General features: G+C 59.9%; 16 protein-coding genes. 12 read left to right on the top strand and 4 right to left on the bottom strand.

Annotation, left to right across the window (positions count from 1 at the left end; translation table 11 throughout):
- The first annotated feature begins 92 nt into the window (after positions 1–92).
- Positions 93–314 carry a cbb3-type cytochrome c oxidase subunit 3 gene (locus QIW53_RS26065; RefSeq protein ID WP_371052457.1) on the top strand — a complete coding sequence of 74 codons (222 nt, stop codon included), beginning with the start codon at positions 93–95 and terminating at the stop codon, positions 312–314.
- A 187-nt stretch (positions 315–501) separates the two neighbouring features.
- Positions 502–1707: an NAD(P)/FAD-dependent oxidoreductase gene (locus QIW53_RS26070; protein WP_192308858.1), complete on the top strand. Its 1206-nt coding sequence runs from the start codon at positions 502–504 to the stop codon at positions 1705–1707.
- Between the two features lie 208 nt (positions 1708–1915).
- Here QIW53_RS26070 and QIW53_RS26075 read toward each other — a convergent pair whose 3' ends face one another.
- Entirely contained in the window at positions 1916–2836 is a 921-nt protein-coding gene (locus tag QIW53_RS26075; RefSeq protein ID WP_192308856.1) for a LysR family transcriptional regulator, read from the bottom strand.
- Between the two features lie 144 nt (positions 2837–2980).
- On the opposite strand from QIW53_RS26075, the gene QIW53_RS26080 reads away from it, so the two are divergent.
- Positions 2981–3835 carry an SDR family oxidoreductase gene (locus QIW53_RS26080; RefSeq protein WP_371052458.1) on the top strand — a complete coding sequence of 285 codons (855 nt, stop codon included), beginning with the start codon at positions 2981–2983 and terminating at the stop codon, positions 3833–3835.
- A 9-nt stretch (positions 3836–3844) separates the two neighbouring features.
- On the opposite strand, the gene QIW53_RS26085 is transcribed toward QIW53_RS26080, so the two are convergent.
- Positions 3845–4330 (bottom strand): MarR family winged helix-turn-helix transcriptional regulator, encoded by a 486-nt coding sequence (locus QIW53_RS26085; RefSeq protein ID WP_192308853.1) that lies wholly within the window; start codon positions 4328–4330, stop codon positions 3845–3847.
- A 144-nt stretch (positions 4331–4474) separates the two neighbouring features.
- Here QIW53_RS26085 and QIW53_RS26090 point away from each other — a divergent pair, with 144 nt between their 5' ends.
- The 3 genes from QIW53_RS26090 to QIW53_RS26100 all read left to right on the top strand — a co-directional run bounded on the left by QIW53_RS26090 (position 4475) and on the right by QIW53_RS26100 (position 7570).
- Entirely contained in the window at positions 4475–5548 is a 1074-nt protein-coding gene (locus QIW53_RS26090) for an alkene reductase (RefSeq protein WP_371052459.1), read from the top strand.
- A gap of 45 nt (positions 5549–5593) precedes the next feature.
- Entirely contained in the window at positions 5594–6418 is an 825-nt protein-coding gene (locus tag QIW53_RS26095; RefSeq protein WP_371052461.1) for an SDR family oxidoreductase, read from the top strand.
- A gap of 498 nt (positions 6419–6916) precedes the next feature.
- Positions 6917–7570, top strand: a complete 654-nt coding sequence (locus QIW53_RS26100; protein ID WP_371052495.1) for a cysteine hydrolase — start codon at positions 6917–6919, stop codon at positions 7568–7570.
- An 11-nt stretch (positions 7571–7581) separates the two neighbouring features.
- Here QIW53_RS26100 and QIW53_RS26105 read toward each other — a convergent pair whose 3' ends face one another.
- Positions 7582–10389, bottom strand: a complete 2808-nt coding sequence (locus QIW53_RS26105; protein WP_371052463.1) for a winged helix-turn-helix domain-containing protein — start codon at positions 10387–10389, stop codon at positions 7582–7584.
- Positions 10390–10651: 262 nt separating this feature from the next.
- Positions 10652–11356, bottom strand: a complete 705-nt coding sequence (locus QIW53_RS26110) for a Crp/Fnr family transcriptional regulator (RefSeq protein ID WP_371052464.1) — start codon at positions 11354–11356, stop codon at positions 10652–10654.
- 68 nt (positions 11357–11424) lie between these two features.
- Here QIW53_RS26110 and QIW53_RS26115 point away from each other — a divergent pair, with 68 nt between their 5' ends.
- From QIW53_RS26115 to QIW53_RS26140, 6 genes are read left to right on the top strand one after another with little or no spacing between them, the layout of a single operon-like run.
- Positions 11425–12393, top strand: coding sequence for an ABC transporter substrate-binding protein (locus tag QIW53_RS26115; protein WP_371052465.1), 969 nt, complete (start codon positions 11425–11427; stop codon positions 12391–12393).
- Positions 12390–13148, top strand: a complete 759-nt coding sequence (locus QIW53_RS26120; protein ID WP_371052467.1) for an ABC transporter permease — start codon at positions 12390–12392, stop codon at positions 13146–13148. Before QIW53_RS26115 ends, QIW53_RS26120 begins: the two co-directional genes overlap by 4 nt.
- Positions 13141–13788 (top strand): ABC transporter ATP-binding protein, encoded by a 648-nt coding sequence (locus tag QIW53_RS26125; RefSeq protein WP_371052469.1) that lies wholly within the window; start codon positions 13141–13143, stop codon positions 13786–13788. Before QIW53_RS26120 ends, QIW53_RS26125 begins: the two co-directional genes overlap by 8 nt.
- Before the next feature lie 52 nt (positions 13789–13840).
- Positions 13841–15931 carry a TonB-dependent receptor family protein gene (locus QIW53_RS26130; RefSeq protein ID WP_371052470.1) on the top strand — a complete coding sequence of 697 codons (2091 nt, stop codon included), beginning with the start codon at positions 13841–13843 and terminating at the stop codon, positions 15929–15931.
- Positions 15932–15948: 17 nt separating this feature from the next.
- Positions 15949–16449, top strand: a complete 501-nt coding sequence (locus tag QIW53_RS26135; protein ID WP_371052471.1) for a cupin domain-containing protein — start codon at positions 15949–15951, stop codon at positions 16447–16449.
- Between the two features lie 3 nt (positions 16450–16452).
- Entirely contained in the window at positions 16453–17169 is a 717-nt protein-coding gene (locus QIW53_RS26140; RefSeq protein WP_371052472.1) for a glutathione S-transferase family protein, read from the top strand.
- Positions 17170–17231: the final 62 nt, after the last annotated feature.

Genomic DNA, 17231 nt, shown 5'->3' on the forward strand with positions numbered 1-17231 from the left:
TGATGGCCTACAACGTCTGGCGCACCGTGCGGGTGGCGGACGTGCGCCTGGCCGAACGTGAAGCGCAGATTGCCTGAGGCAAGGAGATTGAGATGCCCGAAATCTTGTTGGGGGTTCTGTTCGTTGCAAGCCTGTGGCTGACGGTCGAGTGCTGCCTGAAACGGGAAACGAAGCAGAGCCTGGAGGAGGCCAGCCTGATCCCCTTCGCCGACGATCCGGAAGTGGCGCGGCGCGTGGAGCTGGCGACCGGCAAGGTCGTCAAGGCGGTGGCGCCTGAAGAGGCCAAAGTCGGTTGGATGAACCTGGAGATGTGAAGCAAAGAGTTCCGGGGATGAAGGAAATACTTGGAAACAATGGAGAAGCGCAGTTATTCGGTGGATTTCGACGAATTCACATAGCCTGAAAGAGGATTCCACCCGGCCCAAAACATTGCCGGCAAAGGTCAGCAGTTCGCAATAGTTCAGTTTCAATAAGCACCAACACACCACGGGAACTCATAATATGAAACAACAAATCCTGATCATCGGGGCCGGCTTCGGCGGCATGTGGAGCGCACTCAGTGCCGTGCGCCTGCTGGATCAACACAAGCGCCTTGACATCAGTGTGACTCTGCTTGCCCCCCAAGCGGAACTGCGCGTGCGCCCACGTTTTTATGAAACCGACCTGGCCAGTACCGTCGCCCCGCTCAGCCCGTTGTTCGATGCCGTTGGCGTGCGCTTTGTGCAAGGAAGCGCCACGCAGATTGACGCCGACGGCCAGCGCGTCAGCTATCGCGATGCCTCGGGTGGCGATGCCGAGCTGTACTTTGATCGCCTGATCCTGGCCTCCGGCAGCCAAGTGGCCCGTCCTCCGCTGGAGGGCATCGAGCGCTTCACCTTTGATGTTGATAGCCTGGAGTCAGCGCAGCGATTGGAAGCGCATCTGCAACAATTGGCTCAGCAACCGGAAAGCGCTGCCCGCAATACAGTGGTCGTAGTCGGCGGTGGCTTTACCGGTATTGAAACCGCCACCGAAATGCCGGCCCGCCTGCGTGCCATCCTGGGCGAGCAGGCCGATTTCCGTGTAATTGTGGTGGATATGGCCAAGCAGATTGGCGGGTCCATGGGCGAAGCAATCGCCAAGGTCGTCGCTGACGCAAGCACCAGTCTGGGCGTTGACTGGCGCCTCGGAAGCCCAGTTGCCAAGGTCGATGAACACGGTGTGCATCTCGCCAACGGCGAACGAATTGCCTCCAGCACGGTGATCTTTGCCGTGGGCGTAAAAGCGTCACCGCTGACCCGGCAAATCGATGGCGAGCGTGACGCGCAGGGACGCCTGCATGTTGACCGCAACCTCAAGGTGCTCGGCCAGGACGCCATCTACGCCACCGGCGACACTGCCTACGCTGCCGTGGACGACCAGGGTAACCACGCCCTGATGACCTGCCAGCACGCCATCGCCCTGGGCCGCTCCGCCGGCAACAACGCAGCCGCGGATCTGCTTGGTGTCGAGCCGATTGCCTATAGCCAGCCCAAGTACGTCACCTGCCTGGACCTGGGCGGCTGGGGTGCGGTGTACACCGAGGGCTGGGAGCGTAAAGTGGTGCTGACCGGCCAGGAAGGCAAGGAGCTGAAAGTCCAAATCAACACCCAGTGGATTTACCCTCCGGCAGCGGATCGGGAAATCGCACTTCAAGCGGCCGACCCGCTGATTCCCGTCGTGGCTTGAGCCTCCAACTCAACACGTTAGCCAGATGATTTGAAATGCGCCTTGCAACTGCAACTGCGCGATTGAAAATGGAACCGGATTGGCGTTCATGCGTCAATCCAGTTTTTTATGCCCACATTACTCACCTCACATGGGGCCTTTTAGCGGGCCCGTGCTGAGCGCTGTTGTTCTGATAGGCGCTTTCGAAGGCCTTCCTGAAAAGTGAGAATCAGACGAGTGTGGGATCTTTCGTGAAGGTCACGTTCATCTCACGCACCAGGTTGATAAAAGCTCGAAGACCGGCTGGCACATGGCGGTTTGCCGGGTAAAAGACACATAGTCCCGGATAAGCCGGCGTCCAGTCCTCCAACGTGCGTATAAGGCGCCCAGCGTCCAAATGTTCGGCAATTGAAGATTCGTTTACACAAATGATGCCGATCCCCTTGAGCGCTGCATCCACAATCAAGTGCTGGCTGTCGAGAGTCAGCGTGCCATCGACATCGATAACCTGCTGCTGGCCCCGTTTTACGAACTCCCACCGGTAGAGTGCCCCACTGGCAAACCGAGTGCGGATGCAGTTGTGCCTCCTTAAGTCTTCCGGCGTTTGAGGTGCCGGGTGCTGGGCAAAATAGGCGGATGAGCCAACTACGGCGAAACGCAACGGTGGGCTACAGGAAACGGCAACCATATCAAGCGGCACGCTTTCGCCCATTCGAATGCCGGCGTCGAAGCCTTCGGCCACGATGTCCACCAATGCTGTACTGGTGACGATTTCCAGACGCATGTCGGGGTAGCGCCGAAGGAACTCGGCAACCACCGACGCCATGATCATTTGAACTGCACCCTCGGAAGCATTGATGCGCAGATTGCCACTCGGCGTCTCACGAAACTGATTTACGGCCTCCATTGCACTGGAGATGTCTGCCAGCGCCGGCTGGACCCGGGCTAGAAACTGTTCCCCGGCCTCTGACAATGAAACACTGCGAGTTGTGCGATTGAACAACCGCACGCCCATTCGTTGTTCCAGCATTGCAATGGCGTGGCTCATTGCCGAGGGGGAGAGGCCAAGCTCGACAGCGGCTCGACGAAAACTCCGATGATGAGCCAAGGCGACTACGGCGTTGAGATCCTGCAATCCGGCTTTTCGCATTGTGCTATTTCTTGCATTAGTTCATCCCATACTAGCCCGATTGTTTGCGCCAGTGCGTGAAATTATGGTGCAGGTGTAACGCCTCGACGAAGCCGTACGGTTTCGTTCCATGGGGCGAACATCAAACCCATCGGGAGTAATCTCATGACTTCAACCGTCCTCATAACTGGCGCTTCCAGCGGTTTTGGGCGTGCCACCGCTGAGCTGTTCGCAGCTCAAGGCTGGAACGTCATTGCAAGCATGCGCAACATCGCCAACGGTGATGAACTGGCATCTTTATCCAATGTGATCGTCACCCGTCTTGATGTGCAGGACACGGTCAGTGTCGAGGAGACGATCAACGCCGGAATGGCCCGATTCGGCCAGATAGATGTCTTGATCAATAACGCCGGATTTGGTTTGTTCGGCGTGTTCGAGGGCACCTCGAGTGCGAAAATTCGAGAACAATTTGACGTGAATCTGTTTGGTGCGATGGAGGTCACCCGGCAGGTCCTGCCGCATATGCGCCAGCGTAAGTCCGGTGTGGTCATTAACGTCAGCTCCGGAGCTGGAGTGTTCGGACTACCGATGCTCTCGATCTACACTTCCAGCAAATTTGCCTTGGAAGGCTTTTCAGAGTCGTTGTCTTATGAGCTGGCGTCTCAAGGAATCGTAGTGAAAATTGTTGAACCTGGTGGGGTAATCAGCACGGGGTTCGGCGCTCGTTCAGCGAGTGAGGTGGCTCAAGTGTGCCCGCCTGCTGACTACAACGCTTTCATCAACCACACGGCAGAGGTATTTGAAGGCTTGCGCGAACAGAGCCAGTCAACCTCCGAAGACGTGGCACGAGTCATTTTCGATGCGGCGAACGATGGCACTGGCCGTTTGCGTTATTTAGCGACCCACGATATCGAATCAATGGTGCGGGCGCGCCGTGAAACCGAAGAAGAATCTTACATGGCCATGATGCGCGAGCGATTTGGTCCGTGTGCTTGCAACGGTGACGGCTTCAACCGTTAAAGTGAGTGGCTAGACGCCGAGAGTTTGCGACAGCTTGCGCAACAGCCCATCAAGTTGCGCGACTTCCTCGGCAGTCAACCCAGCCAAAATCCGGCGCTGAGTTGCGACGTGTTGCACGATCGCTTCATCGATTCGCTGCAAACCTTCCGGTGTCAAACACACGATGGCTTTGCGAGCATCACCCGGATCTGGGGTTCGACTGACCAGTCCCGCTTTTTCCAACTGGTCGATCCTGTTGGTCATCGTGCCGGAAGTGATCATCATCGAGGCAAGCAAATCCCCCGGAGACAACGCGTAAGGCGGGCCAGAGCGGCGCAACGCAGATAACACATCGAACCCGGCCATGTTCAAGCCGAATGAGGCAAAGGTCTCTTCCACGACGGTATGAATACGTTTGGTCGCCCGTGAAAGGCGACCAATCGTCCCCATGGTGGTCACGTCCAAATCGGGACGAGCCACACGCCATTGCTCAATTAATGTGTCTACTTGATCCATTGGTCGATCCTACTGCGTATTTGTCTTGACATCAAGATACATCAACCCCTACATTTTATCTCGACATCAAGACAATGCTGGCGCGAACTCTTGAGGCAGCCGGGCATTCCATCCACCTTTGCTACTGACGAGAGGTTATTCCAGATGCACGAGATTTTTTCCCGTATTCGCTTGGGTGCCTACGCACTGCCAAATCGCCTGGTGATGGCACCCATGACCCGCAGTCGCGCCACTCCCGACGGTGTGCCAACTGAACTGATGGCTGAATACTATGCCCAGCGCGCCAGCATGGGGCTGATCGTGACTGAAGCCACGCAGCCATCCGACATAGGGCAAGGCACGGTCGCCACTCCCGGCATCTACACGGATGCACACATTCAAGGCTGGCGCAGGGTCACATCCGCCGTCCATGAAAAAGGTGGGCATCTCTTTATCCAGATCATGCATTCGGGTCGCATGTCGCATCCCGACAACGTGCCGGGCCACCTGCAGGCATTGGCGCCATCCGCCATCGCAACCCAGGAGCAGATTCATACAGTAGCAGGCATGAAGGACATGCCCGTGCCGCGCGCCATGACGCTGGAAGACGTTCAACAGACAATTGCCGATTTTCGTCACGCTGCCCGTTGTGCCATTGAGGCGGGGGCGGATGGTGTGGAAATTCACGCGGCAAACGGCTATCTGCTCCAGCAGTTCTTTGCACCCAACGCCAATACACGGACTGACGCCTATGGCGGCTCCATCGAGAACCGTGCGCGCTTTGCCCTCGAAGTGGCGAAGGCCGTGGTTGATGAAATCGGTGCTGACCGCACCGGTATCCGCCTATCGCCCGGGGCCACATTGGGTGGTTTGGATGAAGGACCGGAAGGTCCGGCCCTGTACCGTTATCTGACTGCAGAACTGAACAGACTCGGGCTCGCCTACCTGGATGTGATGGACTGGGGTGATTCTGCATTACTGGCCGATCTGCGCACGCTTTGGCATCAGACGTTGATCCTTAATCGTCCTGGCCGGCTGCGTGAGCAAGTCGGTGCCGATGTTGCGGCGGGCCTTGCGGATATGGAAGCTTATGGCGGGCACGTGCTGGCCAACCCGGACTTCGTCAATCGCCTGCAAATGGGGGCTCCGATGAATACTGCGGATAGCGCAACTTTCTTCGGCGGCGGCTCGCAGGGTTACACCGACTACCCTACGCTGGCTTCACACGATGTTTGGTAAGCGATCCGGTTATTGAGGTCCAAACCCTGTTTGATGGAGATTGATATGTCTGTATATAAAAAAGCCGTTGTCTTCGGTGGTAGTGGCTTGATTGGCGCCAAGGTGGTCACGAGGCTGAAGGAGGCTGGCTTGGAGGTTATCGCAGCTTCACGGCGTACCCATGTGGACACCACAACAGGTCAAGGCCTGATGGAGGCACTACAAGGCGCTGATGTCGTGGTGGACGTGTCCGACGTGCCCACCTTTGATCCAGAGACATTGAAGACGTTCTTCCGCGCCTCCGCAGAGCATATTTATGCGGCGGAGTTGGCCGCAGGCGTCAAGCATCACGTTACCCTGTCCATCGTCGGTGTAGACGGTGTCAGGGGTAATCCTTATTTCGATGCCAAACTGGGCCAGGAAGAATTGGCAAGGGCTTCAGGGGTTCCTTTCACAATCGCCAGGGCGACCCAGTTTTTCGAATTCCTGCCGACCATAGCCGCCGGGTTCACTAAAGGCGAAACGACTGGATTACCCGATGCACTGTTTCGTCCCATCGCCGCTGACGACGTAGCGACTGCGCTGGCCGCCATCGCATTGGCACCGCCCAGGAACAGCGCTGTCTCGATTGCAGGCCTTGAATCCGCATCCTTTGAGCACTGGTTCAAGCGTTTTTTCGATCTGACACAGGACCCACGGCAGGCGGAAACGGACCGGGCAGCCACTTATTTTGGTGCTCGACTGCAGCCGTGCTCAATTGTTCCCGCCGCTCCCGATTACATCGGTGCCATGTGTCTGGAGCATTGGGTCACGTCGCCATCCGCACGATCAGCCCTGAGCGGTGATCGATACGCTCACGCCACGTCGGAAATCAGCAAACAGATTCAGTGATGTTTCCCTCCCCTATCGCCCTGTCATCAGTTTACTGATGACAGGGCTTCCCCGAACATCATCTGATGATCTCGTTCCCTCTTCCCAACGGCAGTGATTGACCGGGCGAACCGACCTTGAGTCCTTGGGATGACCCCAGCACTCAGGCCTCGTACTGTTTGCCAACGGCGTCAGTAACAACGATTCACAACTCTTAACGAGCGCGCGTCGAACAATGCCGTGACCATCCAGTGACTTGATCCCTTCCCCAATGATTTCGAGATCTATGCATCCGGCATGGGATCGCTGCAGCCGGGTCGTTTTGACATTCACAGCCGTTGGAAACTGGAGAACATCATGTCCGACACATTCCGCCCCATCGGTCGACGCGCTTTCGTGGTCGGTGCCATGGCCGCTACCGCCGCTACCGCCCTGCCCGTCTTCGCCGCCGACAAGACTGTTGCCTCAGCCCGGGAAAAGTACGCAGACCCCAAGGACCCGGCGCTGCCCAAGTCGTCGATGAAACTCGACATCTCCCGTGCGGCGCTGGTGGTCATCGACCCGCAAATCGATTTCATGAGCGACAAGGGCAAAGCCTGGGGCGTTGTCGGCGAGAGCGTGACCGAACAAAATCTGGTGCCGAACCTGCTGCGCTTGTTCAAGGCGGCGAAGACCGCGGATATCACCGTGGCCATCTCGCCGCACTATTACTACCCGCATGATCACAAGTGGAAGGTTCAGGGCCCTGCCGAGCAGTTCCAGCACGACATCAAAATCTTCGATCGCCCCAGCGCCTTGAGCCTGGAAGGCTTCGTCGGTTCAGGCAGTGATTTCATGCCCGAATTCAAACCCTACATCGAAGACAACAAGACCATCGTTTGCTCGCCGCACAAACTGTACGGGCCGCAGGGCAACGACCTGACCTTGCAGCTGCGTAAGCAGCTGGTGTCCCAAGTGATCCTGGTGGGCATGCTGGCCAACCTGTGCGTCGAATCACACCTGCGCGATCTCCTCGAACAAGGTTTCGAAGTCGCCGTGGTGAGGGACGCCGTGGCCGGACCGAAACTGCCGGAAGGCGACGGCTACGCGTCGGCGCTGGTCAACTACCGTTTCATGGCCAACGCCTTGTGGACGACCGAAGAGACTGTCGCGATGCTGGGAGGAAAAGCCTGAGCAAAACCGGGTCATGATTCGATGCATGCACCGAAGGTTTGAAGACTCTGGCTGGCGGTATGAGGCAGTTGCAGGAGCAATTGCCGTGCACTGCGCAAATCCACCGAATCGAAGCCGCTGCTGAATCGTCTGTAAACAGCACCGAGTATGTCGCCCGCTTCGACATCTCGGCCTTGTGCTGTGTACATCCGCGCCAACGTTATGGCAGAGCGTAGCTCCCAACCCAGAGCCGACTGACGGCGCGCGCAATCCAGCGACCGCTGAAGGATCAACTCGGCGCGCTCAAGATCCGGTGGCGCTCGCGTCGCCTGGATCTGTGCCGCAATGCGCAAGACTTCCGGAGTATCGAAGGTCTCCCCGCTACTTTCGACCACGCATTGAGCCTGATCGATCATGTCCTGGGCCTTGTCGAACTCACCCTTCAACGCCAGCCCTTCGGCCAGCCCCTTCATGAACATCGTGCTGAGGATTTGATGATTTTCCTCGGCCAGAACATCCAGACAATCCTTCAGCAGTGTCACCCCGGTATCCAACTTACCCTGACGCATCAACAGGATACCCCTGAGCCCCATTGCCACGGCCTGATCGGGTTTGAGCGCATTCTTTTTGGCGTTGAGCGTCAGGTTATCGATGGTCTGCCCAGCGGTCGTCCAGTCTCCGACCCACAGAAATACGGTCGATACGTAGATGAGCGAAATGCACAGGGTCACCGGATGCCTCAGGTTTCGCGCAACCTCCAACGCCTGATGGGCAATGGACACCGCCCGATCAGGTTCGCCCCGCAACCACAGAGTCCGGGCCAAAGACACCAATGCCCTGACCCGATGGTCGTAACCGAAGTAAATGGCGTCGCCATCCGGTTGTGCCGACACCATGGCCAAACCGGCCGCACACCAGCGCTCAGCCGGCGCCTGCTGGCCGACCAGGTGACAGGACACGCCAAGCATCCATTGCGCCATGGCGATGCCGGCAGCATCGGACAGTCGCGTGCTGACTTCCATGTTCTTGTGAGCGACTATCAGAGCGCCTCTGAAGTCCCCTGCCCGCGTCAGAAAAATGTTCAACCCCGCCAGCAGACGCAATTGGCCCGGGGCATCACCGAGTATCTCCGCCAGCTCTATCCCGCGGATCAACGCCCTGTGAACCGCAGGCGTGTTGCCGTGGGTAAACATCAGGGAAATGGCCAGCGCTTCTTGCAGGACCCGCTCATGGGCGTGACTGCGCGAGCTGTGCAACGCAGCCAGTGCCTGCTCGCTCCAGCGCTGGCACTCATCCAGCAGCGACAGGCCGAGAAACAACGGGACGCATGCCACCGCAAGCCGCACACCGATCGCCAGATCACCTTCCTCGGAAAAAGCCCATTCCAGCGCTGCTCGCAAACCGCCCAGATGTTCAAGGTGACGATGGGTGTGTTCGTAGTCCAGGAAGGACACCGAATTGACGCCCGATTGCTCCAACAGCACGATCTGAAACAACGCGTGACGCTGCAAGATCGCGTCGGCCTCACCGCTCACACGCAGTTTTTCAAGGGCGTAGACCCGTGTGGTATCCAGCAAGCGATAACTCATCGTTCGCCCGTTGCATTCCGCCGATATCAGCGATTTGGCGACCAGTCTTCCAATCGTATCGATGACCTGCAGTTCATCCTCTCCAGGTTCCAGTGCCATTTTCAGGGCGGTGCCGAGCGCAAAACCACCGCGCAACACCGACAGCCTGCGCATCACAGAAGCCTCTTTCTCGGACAGCAGGTTGTAACTCCAGTCGAGCAAGGCAAAGAGCGTCTGATGCCGCGGCAGCGCAGTGCGCCGGCCGCTCCAGAACAGCCTGAAGCGATTGTTCAGGAGTTCGGCCGTGCCGCGGATGCCGTAGGCATCGACCCGCCCGGCGCCCAACTCGATGGCCAGGGCAACACCATCGAGCTGGCGGCAGATGTGGGCCACCACGGGGGCATCGCAGTCATTGAGGATAAATTCATTGCCGCTGCTGGAAGCGCGTTCGACAAACAACTGCACCGCCGCAAACGAGAGTGCACTCGCCGCAGACAAGTTGCCCTGCTCGGGCGGACATGCCAGCGGGCCGAGGCGATAGGCGTATTCGCCTTCCACCAGCAGGGGCTCACGGCTGGTGGCCAGGATATGCACCTCAGCGGTGCCAAGAAACAGTTTCTCGGCCAGGGCCGCCGTGGCGTCGATCAAGTGCTCGCAGTTGTCGAGCACCAGCAGCAGACGCCTGCTCTGCAACAACATGACCAGTTCACGGCCAATATCGTTGCCGTTGCCCAGCACGCCGAAGGCCGACGCCAGCGTGCCTTCCAGCAGCGCGGGATCGGTCACGGAGCCGAGATCGAAAAAATGCAGATCACCGTCCAGATGCTCCGACAGGCTGTGCGCCACCGCGACGGCGACCGTGGTTTTACCCATTCCTCCCGGACCGATGATCGTGACCAAACGGTGTTTCTTCAGATGATCGGCGAGCGAGAGCACCGTGTCCTCGCGCCCCACCATGCGCTTCAGGCGAGGCGGCAGGTGATCGGTCGTCCATTGCGCCGGGGGCCTGATTTCAGCATAGACCGCAGTATCCGCTGGGCAGACCGTTGCGACGAAGCTATAGCCACGCCCCGGGACATTGACCACATAGCGTGAATCGCCCCCATCGCAGTCGAGTTTTCTGCGCAACGCCGAAATGTGTACCCGCAGGCTGCTCTCCTCGACGATGACGTCCTGCCAGACCCTTTTGATCAGTTCGGCATTACTGACCACCTTGCCAACATTGGAGGCCAGCACCATCAGGATATCCAGGGCACGGCTACCGATTTCCACCGGCGCTCCGTTTTTTAACAGCAGGCGCTGGGCAGGCAACAATTTGAAACAACCAAACACAATTTCGCTTGAAGAAGAACGCTGCACATCCTCAGAAACCGGAAATTGACTAGGCATGATTCGGATACCTGCTCAGGGTCGTTGGAGGTGGCTCAACCATTGATAGTCGACTGACCGAGTAAAGACTCTAGCAAATCTGCCCAAACTGGCGATTTGTTTTGCCCGGCGCTCTCCAGCACGCCGGGTGGAACCCCCAGGCCTCCTAGCGCCCCGGCATCTGCCCGATCAGGCGCAAACGTTCGAGATTGAGAAGCGTGATCTTGTTGCCGCGACCACTGACCAGCTCCTGTCGTCGCCAACTGGCCAACACCCGGCTGAGGGTCTCGCCACGCATCCCCAGGTTGGCCGCCAACTGGCCGATTTTCAGCGGCAATTCCAGGGCTGTTTCATTGTGCAGCGCGTGCAGGTCGAGCAGGTATTCGGCGACTCGGCGCGGGCAATCGGTGGTGGCCAGCGAATAACTCTTGATCAGGCTTTGGCGCAGCATCTCGCTGGTGTAGCGCAAGCAGGCCAATGACAGCGGCCCATCCTGATGACAGGCTTCAAGCAGGGATCTGCGCGACAACCAATAACCTTTCACCGCGCTGGACGCCATGGCGCTGGCGGGGTAACGACCGTGGTCCATGAACATCACGGGCAGCGCGACCAGATTCCCTCCTGTGAAATGATTACGTACATATTCCTCGCCTTGTTCGGTGTAGCACACCAGACTGACCTCGCCGCTTTCGATCAGCAGGCAACGGCTCGCCGTATCTCCTTGATCGTACAGGCGGTTGCCGCGTTCGGCGGTGCACAGCGTTGCGTGGTCGACCAGCAATTGCCGGGACGTTTTGTTGGCTCCTCCCAGTAAAGGATGGTCTTGCAGCAGATCCGACAGCGGCTGGAAGCCGTTTCTGACATTTGTCATTTTTATCCAGGCGTACGCAGGCAAATAATGTAAACGATAATACATATCGTTAAATTTGGTGCGCTACCATGCGGCAGTTTTTTCTCAGCCTTGTCCTGTTCGCCAGCCTCTCGGCCGTGGCGGAGCCTGAGCGCGCCATACTCAATCTCGCCGGTCCGCCCTCGGTGGTCAGTTTCCCGCTGTTACGCCTGATCGAGGAGAACGCACTGGCCTCCCAGGCGCGCGAAACACGCTTTCAATTGTGGCAAAACGGTGAACAACTGCGAGCCCTGCTGGTTGGCGGCCAGATTGATTTCAGCGCCGCGCCGAGCAATGTGCCGGCCAACCTCCATAACCGTGGGCAAGCTGCGCGCTTGCTGACGGTGTCGGCATGGGGTGTGCATTGGCTGGTCAGTCGCGACCCGAACGTGCACGACTTCAGTGACCTGCGTGGCAAGGAACTGGTGGTGCCGCTACGCCATGACATGCCGGGCATCGTTGTCGACCGCCTGATCGCGGCCCAGGGCTGGCAGGCCGGACGCGAGCTGAAAGTCCGCTCGGCACGGGACTTCCCGTCGGCGGTCAACCAGTTGCTGTCCGGCCAGGCCGATCATGCGCTGCTGGTGGAACCGTCGGTGTCCGTGCTGCTGGCACGCAATGCGCAACAGCCGGGTGCGGCGCCTCTGTATCGGGTCAAGAGCCTGCAAGCGGTGTGGGCCGACAGCTTTCCCGGGCAACCCGAGTTGCCCCAGGCGGGTTTGATGGCCTACGGCGCGGTAGTGAAGGACAACGCCCTGTTGGCGCAAGTCGCCCTGGCCTATCAACGCGCAAGCGAATGGTGTCAGCAGCAACAGCGGGCCTGCGCCGAACTGGCGCACCGCTACTTGCCGCACCTGCCCATCGAGGCCCTTGAGCAAGCGATCGCTCACAGCCCGCTGGAACCACGACCGGCAACTCAGGTGCAACCGCAATTGCAGGCGTTCTACCAATTGCTGGTGCGCCAGGCCCCCGAACTGATCGGCGGACGACTGCCGGATGCGGGGTTGTACGCGCCATGAATCACACGTCAAGACGCTGGGCATTGCTCGGCACCGTATTGTTACTGGGCGCCTGGTGGCTCCTGGCATCGACCTTCGGTTCATTGCTGGCGGCGACGCCCTGGGTGGCTGTCGAACGTTTGTGGCAACTGATGCAAGACTCACAGTGGCGAGCCCAGCTGGCCATCAGCCTGCTGCGCATACTCATCGGTATCGGCGGTGCCACCCTCCTCGGCTTCGGCCTGGGTCTTGTCGCGGGGCTCGACGCACGTGTTCGCGGGCTACTGGAACCGTTGCGCTGGCTGTTGATGTCCACGCCACCGGTGGTGGTCGTGGTGCTGGCGATGATGTGGTTTGGCATGGGTAGCGCCATGGTCATTTTCATGACCACCGTGGTGTTGGCACCCGGCGTCTACGTCAACACCGTACGCGGCATGGCGCTGCTCGACCCGCAATTGCTGGCGATGGCTCGGGTATATCGCTTTGGTTTCTTCCTGCGCCTGCGCCATTTGTACATTCCGGCGCTGGCCGGTCCGCTGTGTGCGGCGCTGTTGATCGCCGGCGCCTCGGGAATTCGGATTGTGGTGATGGCCGAAGTGCTCGGTGCCCAGGAAGGCATCGGCTTCGCCTTGGCCAACGCTCAGAGCGCATTCGACAGCGGCACCTTGTACGCCTGGGTGTTGCTGGTACTGCTGATGGTCGCGGTGCTCGAATTCGCCTTGCTGCAACCCTTGCAACAGCGCCTGACGGCCTGGAATCGGGTGCCCCATGATTGAAGCCCGTGACATCTGCGTACGCTACGGTTCCACCAGCGTCCTGCACAACCTGTCGCTCTCGCTCAAGCCAGGCGATCGCATCGGCATCGTCGGTGCCAGTGGCAGCGGCAAAAGTACCCTGCTGCGCCTGGCCTGCGGCTTGCAAACGGCCGACAGCGGCACTTGGCAAAACGGATTCACGCGCATCGCGATGGCCTTTCAGCAACCGACTCTGCTGCCGTGGCGCAATGCGCTGGACAACCTGGTGATCCCCCTGCTTGCCCGCGGCCTGCCACCCGCCCACGCGCAGGAGCAAGCCCGGCAATGGCTGGCTCGCGTTGGCTTGAGCGACAGCGCCGCGCGCTGGCCGGCGCAGTTGTCGGGCGGCATGGCGCAACGCCTGGGTCTGGCCCGCGCATTGTCGGTCGAGCCGGACCTGCTGCTGCTCGACGAACCCTTCAGCGCGCTTGACCCGGCGTTGCGCCAGAGCCTTTCCGACCTCTGCCGGCAATGGCTGGACACCCAGGGCACAGCGCTGTTGTGCGTCAGCCATCACCCTCAGGAACTGACGCCACTGGTGCAGCGGCGCCTGGCCCTGATCGACGGCCGGGGACATTGGCAGGACGCCCACGGCCAGCCGCAGGAGTTCCTGCCGCCCTGAGTGAGTGGCGCACTCCAAACCTCCTTAATCAGCTCGCTATCGAGAGAACAGCATGACCGATTACCTCTCCCGCGCGGCCTCCGTGGTCACCGCGCTAGGCTTCGCTTTGCCCATCGGTTGCACTCACGCCGATGACCGCGTGGTCAACCTGCCCGTCACTGACATCAAGGGCCGCGCCGAACGCGCTGACGTGCTCGCCCCGAGCGCCGAACAGGAAGCCGCACGCCTGGCCACCGTGCCGGGCGGCACCAACCTGGCCCAACCCACCCGCGAAACCCGCCTCGGCAGCCTGCGCGACGCCCTCGGTTACCAGCCGGGCATCGTGATCCAGGATTTTTCCGGTGGCATCGACCAGCCACGCTTCAACATTCGCGGCTCGGGCATTCAGAGCAACCCGATCAGCCGCGGCGTGTTGTTGCTGGAGGATGGCCTGCCGGTGAACGATGCCGACGGTTCGTTCATCATCGGCCTCCTGGAGCCACGCAACAGCGCCTGGGTCAGCGCCCTGCGCGGCGGTAATGCACAGAACCCGGCCGCTTCGGCGTTGGGTGGCGAGGTCAACTTCCGCACCCTCACCGGCCGCGACGAAAACGGCGCCCTGCGCCTTGAAGGCGGCAGTTACGGACGCCTTGGCTGGCAGGCCGCACTCGGCGGTGCACAGGATCACCTGGATGGGCGCATCAGTGTCACCGGTGACGACTACGACGGCTTCCGTCATCACTCGCAATCGCAGCGCCGCACCTTCAGCACCAACGTAGGCCTGCGCACCGACAACGGTGTCGAAAACCGCACTTATCTGTCCTGGGCCGACCTCGACTTCGACATCCCCTTCGTGGTCCCTGGCAGCCGCATCGACAGCGACCCGGACGGCGTGATGGGCGATGCCAACACACCCCAGGATCGCCAGTTGAACGTGTATGCCCGCGACCCCAGTCGCCATATCGAACGGACTCGAGTGGTCAACCGCAGCAGTTGGACCCAGGGCGACATCAGTCATACCCTCGGCGTCTACTACCAGACCACCCGCGACGGTTTCAAGAACCTGCTGGTCGATACGCCCAGCAAAACCGACACGGTCGGCGTGCAATGGGCGCTGGATGGCAGCCTCGGTGATCTCGATTACCGCTTCGCCACCGGCATGGACCACAGCGACATCGACCGCTCGTTCTACGCCGTATCGCCCACCAACGGCTCGCGTCTGAGCCGCTTCGGCGACTATGACCTGCAGGCGCAAAACCTGTTCTCCAGCCTCGACCTGACCTGGCACCTCGACGCCGAATGGTCCTTGCTCGCCGGTCTGCGCTACACCGACAGCCGACGTGACGCCACGGAAAAAACCACAGGCAATCGCCTCGATCAGGACTGGGACTGGCTGGCGCCGAAGATTGGCGTCAACTGGCGGCCCAACGAACAGATCCGCTGGTACGCAACCCTCAGCACCCAGCGCGAAGTGCCGACCTTCTGGGAGATCGTCACCAGCGAGGTGAATGCTGCCAACCCGAACATCACCAGCACCGACCTGCTCAAGTTGCGCGCGCAAAAAGCCCGCACCATCGAGGTCGGCGTCCAGGGCAACGTGCATCCGTTGCTGAACTGGGACATCACGCTCTACAGCTCCGATATCAAGGACGAACTGATCGCCACCACCGATGCCTCGGGCGTTCGAACCGGCACCTACAACTACGCCGATCGCACGCGCCATCAAGGCGTGGAACTGGGCCTGCGCGGCAGCGATGACCACTACAGCTATCGCCTGGCCTGGACCTGGAGCGACTTCCGATTCGTCGATGGCGACCTCGACGGCAACCGCATCGCCGGTGTACCGCGCCACCTGGTCAACGCCGAACTGATGCGCAGGCTCGGTCGCTGGCAAGTGGGTGGCAACGTCTACTGGCTGCCGGACGGCTCGCCGGTCGATCACATCAACACCCCTGGCCTCGAACAGAACAGCTACGCCCTGTTCGGCCTGAAGGCCATTTACGAAATGGACGACCACTGGACCTTCAACCTTCAGGGCGACAACCTCGGCGACCGTCGTTACGCCAGCTCTTACGTCACGCGTTTGCAGGCAACCGCCGCGCAGCCAACGTTCACCGCGGGCAACGGGCGCAGCGTTTCCGCCGGCGTGTCGTACCGCTTCTGACCTTTTTGGAGAACTCCATGACTCAATCGATGCCTCACGACTCTGCTGCGAGCTGGCAGCGTCCGGACGGGATGTCCCTGGTCGAATGGATGACCAGCCGTCTGGCCTTTCGCGACGAACGTCATGCCGACTGGCAGACCTTCGCCCACCAGGCGCAGAAGCAGCCGGAACACGCCCGCGCGCAGATTCGCTACATCGCGCCGGGTAAGCAGCCGGGCACGGTTGCACCAGGCAATTTCGTACTCCTCAACGTCGTTTTACCGCCAGGCCACTGCAGCCCGTCACATCGTCACGAAGACGCCGAGGAAGTGTTTTTCATCCTCCAGGGCCAGGTGAAAATCGTCGTACGCAGTGGCGACGAGACATTTGAACAAGTGCTCGGCCCCTGGGACCTGCTTTCCGTGCCCCCTGGTCTTTATCGCCAGGAAATCAATGTGGGCACCGACGACGCCGTGATGTGCGTTGTGCTCGGCACGCACCATCCCCTCCCCCCTCTCATGCAAAACAGCGAGGCATGATCCATGTCGCAAGAAACCGATTTCACCCTGTACGGTGCTGGCAGTTCCACGGTGATGAAAGTGGCGTTGATGCTCGAAGAACTGGAGCTCGGCTACCGTTTCGAACACGTGCATATTTTCCGTGGAGAACAGTTCAGTCCCGGGTTCCTGGCGCTCAATCCCAATGGTCGCGTCCCGGTGTTGATCGATCATCGCCAACGCAGGACGTTGTTCGAGTCCGGGGCGATCCTGATCTATCTGGCCGAACAGTTTTCCCGCTTTCTGCCAAGCGAGGGCGACGCCCGCTACGAGGTCCTGCAATGGCTGATGCTGGAAGTCAGCGGGCTGAGTCCGACCTTCGGCCAGCACCTGCACTTCACGCGTTTCGAGCCCCAGGCATCGGATTATGCACGTGAACGGTACACCAGCCAGGCTATTCGCTTGATGGATGTTTTCGAGCAGCGGTTGCAGCAGCGCGAGTTTCTCTGCGCCGACCAGTACAGCATTGCCGACATGGCAGCGTTCGCGTGGCTGGTGCGTCTGGATGGATTGCAGCTGCCCAGCACAGGACGACCCAACCTCGCCCGCTGGTGCGCAACTCTTGGCGCTCGACCGGCGGTGCAACGCATGGAACAGTTGGCGAGCAAGGTTCGGGAAGAAGCGGCGCGCAATCGCAGCCAGGCCAGCGCCGACGACCTGGATCACCTGTTTGGTCGCGGGCAGTACCTGCGCAGTCGCTGAAGGAGGTTTGACGCTGGCGTTTGCTGGAACCTGCCAACGATCTTTTTTACCTGACCCAGTTG

Origin of the sequence: Pseudomonas fluorescens, assembly GCF_041354075.1 — a bacterium.
Lineage (GTDB): Bacteria > Pseudomonadota > Gammaproteobacteria > Pseudomonadales > Pseudomonadaceae > Aquipseudomonas > Aquipseudomonas fluorescens_CE.

Excerpts from the sequence above, each read along its gene's own strand:
- QIW53_RS26115 (WP_371052465.1), top strand. The coding sequence starts at position 11,425 with ATGCGGCAGTTTTTTCTCAGCCTTGTCCTGTTCGCCAGCCTCTCGGCC.
- QIW53_RS26080 (WP_371052458.1), top strand. The coding sequence starts at position 2,981 with ATGACTTCAACCGTCCTCATAACTGGCGCTTCCAGCGGTTTTGGGCGT.
- QIW53_RS26130 (WP_371052470.1), top strand. The coding sequence starts at position 13,841 with ATGACCGATTACCTCTCCCGCGCGGCCTCCGTGGTCACCGCGCTAGGC.
- QIW53_RS26125 (WP_371052469.1), top strand. The coding sequence starts at position 13,141 with ATGATTGAAGCCCGTGACATCTGCGTACGCTACGGTTCCACCAGCGTC.
- QIW53_RS26140 (WP_371052472.1), top strand. The coding sequence starts at position 16,453 with ATGTCGCAAGAAACCGATTTCACCCTGTACGGTGCTGGCAGTTCCACG.
- QIW53_RS26110 (WP_371052464.1), bottom strand. The coding sequence starts at position 11,356 with ATGACAAATGTCAGAAACGGCTTCCAGCCGCTGTCGGATCTGCTGCAA.
- QIW53_RS26090 (WP_371052459.1), top strand. The coding sequence starts at position 4,475 with ATGCACGAGATTTTTTCCCGTATTCGCTTGGGTGCCTACGCACTGCCA.
- QIW53_RS26085 (WP_192308853.1), bottom strand. The coding sequence starts at position 4,330 with ATGGATCAAGTAGACACATTAATTGAGCAATGGCGTGTGGCTCGTCCC.
- QIW53_RS26065 (WP_371052457.1), top strand. The coding sequence starts at position 93 with ATGCCCGAAATCTTGTTGGGGGTTCTGTTCGTTGCAAGCCTGTGGCTG.
- QIW53_RS26070 (WP_192308858.1), top strand. The coding sequence starts at position 502 with ATGAAACAACAAATCCTGATCATCGGGGCCGGCTTCGGCGGCATGTGG.
- QIW53_RS26100 (WP_371052495.1), top strand. The coding sequence starts at position 6,917 with ATGAAACTCGACATCTCCCGTGCGGCGCTGGTGGTCATCGACCCGCAA.
- QIW53_RS26075 (WP_192308856.1), bottom strand. The coding sequence starts at position 2,836 with ATGCGAAAAGCCGGATTGCAGGATCTCAACGCCGTAGTCGCCTTGGCT.
- QIW53_RS26095 (WP_371052461.1), top strand. The coding sequence starts at position 5,594 with ATGTCTGTATATAAAAAAGCCGTTGTCTTCGGTGGTAGTGGCTTGATT.
- QIW53_RS26120 (WP_371052467.1), top strand. The coding sequence starts at position 12,390 with ATGAATCACACGTCAAGACGCTGGGCATTGCTCGGCACCGTATTGTTA.
- QIW53_RS26135 (WP_371052471.1), top strand. The coding sequence starts at position 15,949 with ATGACTCAATCGATGCCTCACGACTCTGCTGCGAGCTGGCAGCGTCCG.